We start from the raw sequence: 11,891 nt of genomic DNA, 5'->3' as shown, positions 1-11,891 counted from the left end.
TTACGCAAACGTTACCGAAAACGATGCCGGAAGTTCTGTCGGTAATATTTTTAGTTTTTTGAGAGAAAATGTCAAAGAAAACTAAAGTGTTTCTGTAATACATCTGGCTATAAATCGACAACCTTTTTTGTTTCATTGCTCTTGTAAGCTGCTTCAATAATCTTAATAACTTTCAGTCCATCGTCTGCTGTAACCGGCACGGGTTTATTATTCCGGATGGCTTCATAAATGCCATCATAGTATTCATTATAATTTCCTTTTTCTGATTCGATATATTCTCTTACTTCTTTGCCGTTTATTTCAGCATGCAGCAAACCTCTTTCTGACTCGGGCTCTGTGCCCCAATCAGGCGTATCGGGAATCTCTCCTGCTTGTAGCATTTCTTCCTGCACATTCGTTTTCGGTTTGATAAAAGAACCTTTTAAACCATGGAAGACATAACCAGGCAAAGCTTCACGTACAATATAACTTGATTTAACCCGAACCCTTTTATCATGATAGAAAAAAATTATTTCAAAATAATCAGGCACTTTGGAACGAGGACGAAACGACGCGATGTCCGCAAACATCGTTTCAGGCATTCCGAATAGTTGCAACGCCTGGTCAATTAAATGTGAGCCTAAATCGTATAAAGATCCAGAGCCGGGGCCGGGTTTTTCTTTATGCAACTTCGGGCTCAGTTCTTCTTTAAAGCGATCAAAATGTAATTCTGCTTCCACAATATCACCAAGAATATTTTGACTTAACACTTTTTTTATTGTTTTATAATCACTATCGTAGCGCCGGTTTTGATAGACAGATAATTTTTTGTTTTGTTTTCCCGCTAGTTCAATTAATTCATTTCCCTCATTCACTGTAACAGTAAATGGTTTTTCAACAACTACGTGTTTGCCAGCTTCGAGCGCTTTCTTCGCGTATTCGTAATGCGTATAGTTTGGCGTGTTAACAACCACCAGTTCTATGGCATCTTCTGCCAGCATATCTTCGAGTGTCCTGAATGTTTTTACCCCGGAATATTTTTGTTCTGCGAGATTTTTGGAACGTTCCCAAACGCCATAAAAATTAAAGCTGGGATTTATTTGTAAAAATGGAGCATGAAAAACCCATCCGCTCATACCGAAAGAACATAACGCAGTATTTATTGGTTTCATAAAAAAAATTTAGAACTCACCCCAACCCCTCCCCAAAGGGAGAGGAAGGCTGAATTATATTATTTATTAAATAGTTATCCCGGTCGGATAATAATTATTCAGTTGTCATTTTTCAATTCTAAACCAATCAAAGTCCGCATAGCCGGAATCGTTAGTTTGACTATTTCTTGTGCAAAATATTCCGGCTTTTGCACCAATCCATCTTCCTTCCTGTGCACGGAACTCATCCCCCGCTTTCACAAAATTACTTCCATCAAGGCTATAACTAAAATTGCATATGCCGCCCTTGCTAATTTTAGCTGTTAAATAAATAGTACCATCTTCAACTTTTTTGATCACCTCGCTTTTTTCCGCCTCTCCTTTTTCTGCATTATCACAAACAGCATACACCAGATATAGTCCATCATGTTTGCTTACTAATTTTAACGTAGCATAGCGGAGACCCATAATCGCTAAACCTGTTTCTTCATTTTCTAATTTTTGATTGGGATAAAAAGACAACTTCGTTGTAATCATGAATTCATCTGCAGGAAATTTTTGCAATAATACATTAGGTACTTCCCATAAATTATGAGCGTTATCGGGTTCTTTAGCAGAAAACAACCGCAATTTACCTTTTGCCGGATCCATGAAATACCAATACGGTTGGGGGTTTGCCATCCATTGCCATTGCAAGCCTAAGGCATTTGAATTGAACTCATCACTTTCAACCGGAGTAGTAATTGCAAACTTTTTTCCCACATTTGGCTTTCTGTAAATCGATACTGGTTCGCCGGTTCCATCACCATTTTTATCGATGCCAATTACCGGCCAATTATTCATCCACTTCAGAGGTTCCAGGCGAACCACTCGTCCGTAAACGCCTTTATCCTGGAAATGCAAAAACCAATCTTCACCTGTTTGTGTAGTAACCCATGCGCCCTGGTGTGGCCCATTAATTTTAGTAGTCCCCTGATCCATCACAACTTTTCGTTCATAAGGCCCATAAATATTTTTTGAGCGCAATACCAATTGCCATCCTGTAGAGACGCCACCCGCGGGAGCAAAGATGTAATAAAAGCTATTACGTTTATAAATCTTCGGCCCTTCAATTGTTGGATCTTTTTCGTGGCCGTCATAAACCAGTTTGCCTTCATCTATAACTTTCGTTCCTTCTTTATTTAATTTTTTTATTACAATAACACTTTTAATACCGGCACGGCTACCCGCAAATGCGTTGACTAAATATAATTGTCCATCATCATCCCATAAAGGGCACGGATCAATCAATCCTTTTCCACCCTGAACAAGAACCGGTTCGCTCCATGGCCCTCCTGCTTTTTTTGACTTAACGACATAAATTCCATAATCAGGATCAGGATAATAAATATAAAATTCACCGTTATGATAACTGATGGAAGGCGCCCAAACGCCATCACCGTGTCGGGGAATATCGAAATGACCAAAAGGCGGTTGACGCATTAATGCATGACCAATGATCGTCCAATTCACCAAATCTTTTGAATGCAAAATGGGCAGACCCGGAATATCCTCAAAGCTTGACGAGACCAAATAAAAATCATTATCAACCCTTATCACATCGGGATCAGAATAATCGGCATTTAACACAGGATTTTTGTAAGTGCCATCGCCATTATCTGCAACCCAAACTTTAGAAACATAATTTTGATTCACGTGATCATGCTGAGCATACGATAAAATACAAAATGTATTCATTGAAATAAGAAACGCAGCCCTCTTAAAAAACATTTTTATCATTTTTTCAAACTGACTAATTATTTATAAAATGAAATTTATCCTTTCCAATCAATTGAACCAGGTCGGGCAAATCATAATATTTCAATACCTCATTTATTGCATAAGAATACCAGTTCTTCTCAATTGGATTTTCTAAAATCGTTTTATAAGTTTTAATACCACCATACAAGTTCAATTGAGTGATTTGATCGCAAAACAATGCTGCATGCATGGCAGCAATGGTTGAAATGCCGGTGGCATCAATTTCAATTGGAACATCTTTATATTCAGGAATAGACTCAATATAATCCATCAGCGTAAGAACGCCTGCCGTTCTTATCCCAACCATTGGCGCGCCGATATGCAAAGCGAGCATAGCATTGCGATATTCTTTATTATAATATTTTTTATCATTGAATTGAGGATTATCGGTTGTTTCCCCTGTTCCGCTTACATCACACAGGATCACAGCATAATTCTTATCCAGGTATGATTTTATGAGAGATGCACTATCTGCGATTTCATCTTTTCCTTTTTCGTTGAACCACACAATTATTTTCTCAGGCCTTTTATTTGATGAACTTATTTCTAAAACAGGTAAGGGGATTTGATCGTTCTTGCGAATAATGAGTTTTTCAAAAATGAGATCGTCATTCTTTACTTCTCCTTTATGCTCAACATTTATTTTTTTATTTTTCAAATCGAGGGCAAGCATTTGGGCAACCTTTTGTTTGACAAGACCATGCTGCTGCTTCAAAAATTTATCGCGGCTTAATTTTAAGCTATCAAACAACATTAGATTTCTTTGCGGTATTGCTACTTCGTCTGCAAATGCTGAATTTATCTGGCCACTTTTCGTACATAACAGGTCATGCTCAGGAATTGTTTCTAAATCTCCTTCTGTAATTTTTGTTGAATCGTTGCACAGCCATTTTCTGAACCAGGTAACAGCCGCTTCTCTCTTGGGCTTAGAAATTCCATGTCCATCATCATAAGTAAATAACGTCAACTTGTGAGGCTGTTGCAAAGAAGTATAGATTTTTTTAAGCTCATTATAAGCAACTAACGTGCCCGTGTAATCGATAAAATCATATCTGCCGGCAAGTATAAGGAGAGGCTTTGGTGCTGAAGCAATTAAATAATCGTCCAGTTCCAGATGCTGCATGCCCTCGCCGGGTATTTGCGCACATCCATCTGCAGGTCCGGATATTTCTAAAGTCCTTTCCCTGTTTGCAAGATAGCTACATGGGGCAAATACTTTTATCCTTTTTTCATAACCGGCGAAATATATGGTTTGCATTCCGCCGCCGGAATTGCCGAGGCAGCCAATCCTCGCTGTATCCACTTCCGGCCTTGTTTCCAGGTAATCCAGGCCGCGTATATTATCCCACAATTCATCCGCCGGTGAAGAAGTACCAAGAAGGCTGGATCCCTCATTCAATAAAGTATGTTCTGTTGTTCCACCCCTTGCTAACGGGTCCCCGGTATTATCGGTTAATTGAAATCTTTCGCTTTGGGATATGGGATCGATAACAAAAACAACGAAACCATTTTTTGCAAAAAGAATTGCAGTCTTTTGATAAGAAACAGTTGCCTTCGATTCATTCTCATGACCACAAAATAATAATGCTGCAGGGAATTTTCCTTTGCCATCTGGAATGTACAGGTTAGCTGTTACATGATGATTTGGAAAACTTTCGTAGATAATCTTTTCAATCTTGTAACCATCCCGGTGTAGCGTACCTGTAGTTATAGGATTCAATGAAGTTTTTATAGGAAAATCCCCCAACATCTTTTTAAACTTCCTTTGAACGCTTTGGATGTATTCTTCCGTTAATTTTTTTGACGTAATTGCTTTGGCGAATATTTTTCTTCTTTCGTTATACTGGCCGTGCATTTTTTGCACGAGAAAAGTGTTTACGGTAACGTTGGTTTTCCAGTCGAGGCAATCGTATAGCTTTTGACTAATGGAATTTGTGTAAAAAAATATCGCCACAATCACAAATAGCATGCTTTTGCGATGTGGCGAATAAAATTGCATTTGCTTTTTCAAATTAATAATATACTATGAAGTTCTATTAACTAATCCCAACGGCAACACAGTTCTACCATACATCTCATTCAGTAACGCTCCCACGCCTGTATAAATGGCAGATGCCCCGCAAAGAATACCCTCGTATCCTGTAAAAGTTTTTAAAGATGCATTGCCAGTTGCATCGCCTGCAGCCAGTAAAAAGAATAAAATGGTTAATGTGGCAAATACAAACTGCAGCGCCCTGCTTATTCTTAGCGTTCCAAAGAAAAGGCAGCCTGTGAAAATTCCCCAAATGATGAGATATGCAATCATGGCATCTTCTGAAGCCGCCGGAATCCATCCAAGCTTTGGCATAACGATCAGGCCTACCAGCGTGAGCCAGAAAAACCCGTAAGAAGTAAACGCAGTTAATCCGAAGGTGTTATTTTTTTTTCCTTCCATAATTCCTGCGATCACCTGGGCAAGGCCACCATAAAATATTCCCATGGCAAGTATCATTGAGTTCATTTCAAAAATTCCTGCATTGTGCAGGTTGAGTAAAACAGTGGTTGTTCCAAAAGCCAATAATCCCAAAGGAGCAGGATTCGCAGTTGTATCCTTAATAGCAATCGTTGATGGTTCCATAAAATGAATGTTTGTTTAGTTAAAGATTTTTACATTTTAAAGTTACAGTCTTTCGGCTCCCATCCGTTGAAAATATTTTTGATTGTTATCTTTTTTGCTTCTCCGCCAGTTAACTGTTTTGACCACGGCACTCTTGATGATGTTACAGAGCCGGGGCCATAATTTTCATACTCTGAATATCGTGTTGTTTTGTAATTTTCTGTTTTGTTCCAGTTGCTCCAGCCTTCCGGCTTTATGTGTTCGCCTATATAACAGCACATATAGGTTACGCTTGCATAAGGCCGCCACGGCCTGCCTAACGAAACATTGAGCAGGCTTGTATCTCCCGTAAGTACGCAATCGTTAAAAACATAACCATAAGGATGATTCTGCGGAGTAGACGCAGCGGTTACGTGTGAATTCTTTTTGCTGTGAATATGGCAATGCTCAAACCAAACAGTGGCGGAGCCAAAAATGAAGTCAGTGGTTCCTTCTATATAACAATCTTTATAATATTGCCTGCTTTGCTCACTATTAGTAAACAAAACATCCTGGTAACCAACAAACCGGCAATTATAAAATTGCGCTTTATCGCCATCCGATTCCAATGCTACGGCCTGCCCTGCAGTAAAGCCTGCATCGTTTTGAATCGTAATATTTTTTGCGGTAAAACTATTTGCCAGGATCAAAAAACTTGCTGAAGTTCTGGTGTTGATAGTATCTCCTTTTCGTGTAACCTTTCCCGTATGGTCATCGTAGGTAAGAATGGTCTTAAATTTATCTTCACCGATAATGGTTACAAAATTTTTTGTGGAGTCAAGATGTAACTTCTCTTTATATATTCCATTTTTAATGATGATGCTTATTGGCCTCTTATTATGCAAGGGAATCGCATCAAATGCCTCCTGCACAGTTTTGTATTGTCCCGAACCGTCGATCGATACGATGATCTCCTTTTGCGCATTCACACTATTGAAAAATATTATTAAACAAGCGGCTAAAAGAGTACTTTTCATTTGGTTATTTTTTTTCGAAAGAAATAAAACCCATTTCCTTCAACCATTCTTCGCAAAGTTCTTTCCAGAAAGAGGTAGATCCCGGTGTATTGTTGACATTGATGGCATGCCCGCCCTGCGGAAAAACATGAAAGCTTGTTGAAATTTTATGCTGAAGCAACGCCTGGTAAAACAACAAACTATTTATTGGCTGCACCGTTTTATCGTTAAATGCATCTGCAATAAAACAGGGTGGCGCTTTATCGGTAACATTGTTTTGCGGAGAATACTTTTTTATCAACTCATCTGAAGGATTTTTTCCAAGAAGACTTTCGCGGCTCCCTTTGTGTGCAAACTCGCCCATATCAATCACAGGCGAAACCAATATCATAAAATTTGGCTCGAATGAATTTTCATCAATGCTATCTTTTAAAGACGTAATGTCTTCTTCGGCAGTGCCTACCCACGCTGCCAGGTGTCCCCCTGCTGAAGTTCCCATCGCACCAATTTTATTTTTTTGAATGTTCCACGTCTTTGCATTGGCTCTTACAATTTGCAAAGCTCTTTGGCCATCCTGCAAAGGCGCCAGCTCACTTTTAACCGCATCAGGAGAATTAGGCAGACGGTATTTCACAACAAATGCGCTTATGCCAAGCGTGTTGAACCATTTAGCCAATTGAAAGCCACCGAGATTTAAAGCAATATGTGAGTAGCCGCCACCGGGATAAATCACCACTGCGGCGCCACAATTATCATCTTTCGAAGGAAAGAATGCATACATACCGGGAACGCCGACCTGGTATGCCCGTTCATTTACAATACTGTCTTTTAAATGTAATCCTTTTGAATCGGGCATCTTCCCTACAGGCCATAACGGAATAAAATCCTGTGCCCTTGCACCGCACGTAAATAGTAACAGAACACTAACGTTTAAGATTACACGTAACATCATTATCATTAATCATTTTATTTTAATGGAACCCAATTTTCCGTACCGGAGAAAATATTTTTAATAGTATATTTTGCGTCTTCCTTTTTACTCAGCTGGTGAGACCATGCTACCCTTTTTTTTGTATCTGCTCCTTCGCCACTGCTATTATATTCAGCATAAAAAACGGTTTTAAAATTATCAGTGTTTGCCCAGTTAGACCATCCGCCCGGTTGAATAAAAGCACCCATATTACAATCTATAAAAACAGTTTTTGCATATCTACGCCAGGGCCTCCCGAGGAAAACTTTATCAATTCCCGACACCGCCGTTAGAACGCAGTTTTTAAAAACAAACCCGTACGAAGCATCTTGGTGAGTTGAAGCGGCGGTAATGTAAGAATTAGCTTTACATTTAATAACACATTTTTCAAACAAAGCAGTTGCTTCACCAAAAATAAAATCTGTTGTTCCTTCTATATAGCAATTGCTGAAATATTGCCTGGCATGATCACCGGCCACATATAAAGTATCCTGGTTGCCGAGCAATTTACACTTTGTAAACGAGCAACGGTCGGCTTCTATCGATAATGCAAGGGCTTGCCCAACCGGACCTGCACTGTTCTCTATCGTTAAATTTTCCGCATGAAAATCGTTGCCCTCCACTGCAACGGTTGCCGTGTAAAAAGTACTGTTTGGGCCTTTGTTTATCTTCTTAAAGTAATCATCAAAAGTAATAACGGTGCTATCTTCACTTTCGCCTATCAGTGAAATTTTTGTGTTCCATGAGGGAATAAACACTTTCTCATGATATATCCCTTTCTTAATAAAAATTCTTATTCGCTGGTAGGGAAAAGATTTGCTTGCTTCAATGGCAGATTGAATGGTTATAAAATTTCCGGAGCCATCTTTTGCTACGATGTAGTCGTATGTTCCAGTAATCTTTTGTTTTGGGAAAGTGAAGGAAAGTAAGAGCAAACAACATACAAAAACCTCACCCCAACTCCTCTCCAAAGGCGAGGGAACTAAACATCTGGGAACCTTAAATGTCCGAGATTTCATTTGTTACATTTTTAAAAAAACTTATTTAATCCTTTCCAAACAACGTTTGCTATTTCTTTTTGACCATCAAAATTTGGATGTAAACCATCTGCGTAATTTTGCTTTAATACAGCGTGGAGCAGAGAAATAAAATGAATATGTTCTTCTTTTGCCAACTGCTTATATTTCACTTCCAGTTCGTATAATGAATGTTTGGTGTTCTCGTTGTACTTCTTCCTTACGTTGATGTTATCCATCGTAACGAGATTAATATCAGAAGGAGCAAGTATTACGATTTTTGCTTTAGCATCTGCTTTCCTTATCGCGGTTATCATCCATTTCATGTTGGTAACGCAACTTTCAACCATTGAATCATTTCCGTCTCTAAGATCGTTTACCCAAGAAAAATAAGATAATATTCCGCGTTGGAATATTGCTTCACAACCGGCAGCAATTCTTGCTTGTCTGAAGTCTTTCTGCCGCTTCTGCCTGCATTAATAAAATTTACACCCGGGTGATCCTGCGAAAGAAAATAGGCCCAGCTTTTTCCATCAACCTTCGCACCATAAGTGATTGAATCACCGAAGCAAACCACTAGCCCATGAATACTTCTAAAGCCCATAACCACAATTGCAGTCGAAAAAGCAACAGCAGCTATTTCAATAATTTTTTTAAGCATTACTGATTATTTTTATTTGCGATCCTTTCTAACCATTTAGGATACTCGATATTTATCACTTTAGCCGGGGAATAGCCGTACCATCCATACCCTGTTCTACGTTCTCTTGATACATCGGATAATTTATAAACCGCTTTACCATCGCGGTTGGCGAAAAACGGGCGGTCAGTTTCCAGTTCGTAATAGCGCGTCCAAATAGGCGGCGCTGAGGGATCCTCTACTACTATCTTATCATCTTTTGCATCATGATATTTATAAATTACTTCTTTTGCAGGAATTGTTTTTACACGAATGCCTTTAATCTCAACTTTTTTAAACCAGGCAACGGCACTGTTCACCGCATCAATTATTTTCTTATCCGGATTATCAATTTTCATGAGTAATTCCACAATTTCGGCGCTCTCTGCACTTCCTTTTGATGCTAATTCAAATGCCCTTGCACCGGTTGGCTTAAGAGTGATGTTATCATGTTGCTGGCACCAAACCGTGAGCGTTCCCTTCTCCCTGATCTGGCATTTCAAAATACAATCAAGCCCTTTTTGATAAGCCTCCGCAGCTTTTTTTCCTAAATCATCATCAATAAAAGAATAGTAAGACGAGCCCTGCAAGATATGTTGCAGCACGCTCATCACTCCTACCATCGCTCCGTCATTAAACGTAATGTATTTACGGTAGCCGCTTAGGTCAGGATAAAACTGTGGCCAGCCGCCATTATTATATTGAGCTTGCAGCATAAAACGAATTCCTTTCACTGCTGCGTCCTTATATCTTTCATCTTTAAGTATTGAATAAGCTTTTGCTAAGTATTCAATCTGCGTGTAGGTGGCACCGTTATCAAATGTGGTATGGTTCGAATCTTTATGCTCCGCCAGCATTTTTTTCTGCTCATCAGTAAGAACTGCAAGCATATCATAATTCTTCGGCCAGCCGCCATTAGGCTGCTGATATAACAAAATGTTATTAGCAATTTCACGAACATTCGCGGGTTGATAACTTTCCTGGTCTTTTGAGGGAACTATAACCTGCTCATGATCCGTAATATCCATCCAGTGATGCTTGCTGTCCCCAAAGCCGGACACGTCTTTAATGTTTAGGTTTTCTTGGGCATGAAGAGGGGCGAAAGTATCGATCAGCAAAAAGCTGATGATAAAGATTTTTGAACAGCAATTGATAAGTTTCATTTTATTGTTTTAATTAAGCCTCACCCTTGCCCCTCTCCCGGGGGAGAGGGGCAAGGGTTTTTACTTATTTATGTTGGCTACCTTTCCATTAACCGTTGTCTTTGTGACATGAAGGTCTTTTGCATCTTTTATAAAATTTTCTTTTTCCACGTTATTGAAGTTGCAGTTACTAAAGTTGATATTAGTTACCGGTTTATCATCTAAACCTTCAATATAAATTGCATATTCACTTTCCTGGCTTACAATATTATTAACGTAAACACCGCTCAGCGTAGGAGGATAATTACAATCGGCGCCTTTTTCATTGGCATAATGCATATTAATTTTTACCACTGCTTCATGAACCTGGCCCACCTTTAAATTCCGGAAATAAAAATTTTTCAATACACCGCCGCGGCACGCATTCGATTTAATTCGTATGGCACGCTCTAGATTCTTGCTGCTCATCACACAATTCTGTCCATATATATTTTCAACTCCGCCGGAAGTTTCGCTGCCGATAACTATTCCACCATGCCCGTCTTTCATCTGGCAATCCTGCACAATAATATTTTTCGAAGGAACATTAATTCTTCTTCCATCGGCATCACGGCCACTTTTAATAGCAATGCAATCATCACCATCAGTGAAAGAACAATTTTTAATTACAACATCAGTGCATGATTCAGGATCGCAACCATCGTTATTAGGACCAAGGCTGTTTGTAGTTACGCCATCAACCGTAATGTTTTTGCTCAACGTTGGATGTAAGAGCCAGAACGGCGAATTTATTATGGTTACACCCTGTATCAAAATATTTTTACAACTATAAAATTCCACGAACGTTGGCCGCATATAATGTCCTTTGCCAAACAAACGATCTTTCGCGGGAATTCCTTTCGCTGCCATTTGCATCATTGCCGGTTCATTTTCTTTATCATGTTGAGAAGGCATGCCTTCTCTCCAGCCAAATCTTTTCGAGCCAGTCCAGTTCCACCAATGATCATTATCCGCCTGCCCATCGAATGTTCCTTTACCGGTAACCGCAATATTTTTTTGATTATACGCATAAATAAGCGGCGAATAATTCATGAGTTCCACACCTTCAAAACGAGTAAGAACTGCCGGCAAATAATCATCCGCATCGGTGCTGAATTTTACAACTGCATTGGCTTCTAAATGAAGATCTACATTACTTAATAAATGAATCGGGCCTTTTACAAACCAGGTTCCGGCGGGAACAAGAACCCGTCCTCCACCTGCTTTGTTGCATTCGGCAATAGCATTCTTTATTGCAGGAAGGCAATCTGTTGTTCCATCCGCTTTTGCGCCGTAATTCACAATTGAATAATCATGACTGGCAAAAGTTGGCGGAACAATTTTTTTCATAATAGCTGACAGATTATTCCAGCCTTCCTGTTCTCCCTGCTGGGCAGAACATGCGAAGTTTACTGTTATAAAAGAAAGAATTATACAGCAAAATTTTAATCTAAATAAGGTTTGTGGTTTCATGGTAAGAATTAGTTTATAACGCTTTGGGTTAAACGAAAATATCTTCATCTT

General features: G+C 39.2%; 11 protein-coding genes. All 11 read right to left on the bottom strand.

Annotation, left to right across the window (positions count from 1 at the left end):
* Positions 1-107: 107 nt before the first annotated feature.
* The 11 genes from FW778_RS14960 to FW778_RS14910 all read right to left on the bottom strand — a co-directional run bounded on the left by FW778_RS14960 (position 108) and on the right by FW778_RS14910 (position 11,840).
* Complete coding sequence (locus FW778_RS14960; RefSeq protein ID WP_150415616.1) at positions 108-1,151, bottom strand: Gfo/Idh/MocA family oxidoreductase; 1,044 nt, start codon at positions 1,149-1,151, stop codon at positions 108-110.
* Between the two features lie 105 nt (positions 1,152-1,256).
* Positions 1,257-2,900 (bottom strand): glycoside hydrolase family 43 protein, encoded by a 1,644-nt coding sequence (locus FW778_RS14955; RefSeq protein ID WP_235906271.1) that lies wholly within the window; start codon positions 2,898-2,900, stop codon positions 1,257-1,259.
* Between the two features lie 22 nt (positions 2,901-2,922).
* Entirely contained in the window at positions 2,923-4,929 is a 2,007-nt protein-coding gene (locus FW778_RS14950; RefSeq protein WP_150415615.1) for an alpha/beta hydrolase family protein, read from the bottom strand.
* Between the two features lie 24 nt (positions 4,930-4,953).
* Positions 4,954-5,547, bottom strand: coding sequence for an acetate uptake transporter (locus FW778_RS14945; protein ID WP_150415614.1), 594 nt, complete (start codon positions 5,545-5,547; stop codon positions 4,954-4,956).
* Between the two features lie 29 nt (positions 5,548-5,576).
* Complete coding sequence (locus FW778_RS14940; RefSeq protein WP_150415613.1) at positions 5,577-6,542, bottom strand: pectinesterase family protein; 966 nt, start codon at positions 6,540-6,542, stop codon at positions 5,577-5,579.
* A gap of 4 nt (positions 6,543-6,546) precedes the next feature.
* Complete coding sequence (locus FW778_RS14935; protein ID WP_235906270.1) at positions 6,547-7,479, bottom strand: alpha/beta hydrolase; 933 nt, start codon at positions 7,477-7,479, stop codon at positions 6,547-6,549.
* A gap of 8 nt (positions 7,480-7,487) precedes the next feature.
* Entirely contained in the window at positions 7,488-8,510 is a 1,023-nt protein-coding gene (locus FW778_RS14930; RefSeq protein WP_202552270.1) for a pectinesterase family protein, read from the bottom strand.
* Between the two features lie 11 nt (positions 8,511-8,521).
* A complete protein-coding gene (locus FW778_RS14925; protein WP_150415612.1) occupies positions 8,522-8,857 on the bottom strand; it encodes an SGNH/GDSL hydrolase family protein in 336 nt (111 codons plus the stop codon).
* Positions 8,858-8,883: 26 nt separating this feature from the next.
* On the bottom strand, positions 8,884-9,168 hold the full coding sequence (locus FW778_RS14920) for an SGNH/GDSL hydrolase family protein (RefSeq protein WP_150415611.1): 285 nt from the start codon (positions 9,166-9,168) through the stop codon (positions 8,884-8,886).
* Positions 9,168-10,349: a pectate lyase gene (gene pelA, locus FW778_RS14915; protein WP_150415610.1), complete on the bottom strand. Its 1,182-nt coding sequence runs from the start codon at positions 10,347-10,349 to the stop codon at positions 9,168-9,170. Before pelA ends, FW778_RS14920 begins: the two co-directional genes overlap by 1 nt.
* Positions 10,350-10,409: 60 nt before the next feature.
* A complete protein-coding gene (locus tag FW778_RS14910) occupies positions 10,410-11,840 on the bottom strand; it encodes a glycoside hydrolase family 28 protein (RefSeq protein WP_202552269.1) in 1,431 nt (476 codons plus the stop codon).
* Positions 11,841-11,891: the final 51 nt, after the last annotated feature.

It is taken from the genome of Ginsengibacter hankyongi (assembly GCF_008710285.1).
GTDB classification, from domain to species: Bacteria; Bacteroidota; Bacteroidia; order Chitinophagales; family Chitinophagaceae; genus Ginsengibacter; species Ginsengibacter hankyongi.
This window is presented reverse-complemented; position numbering and strand designations above follow the sequence as displayed.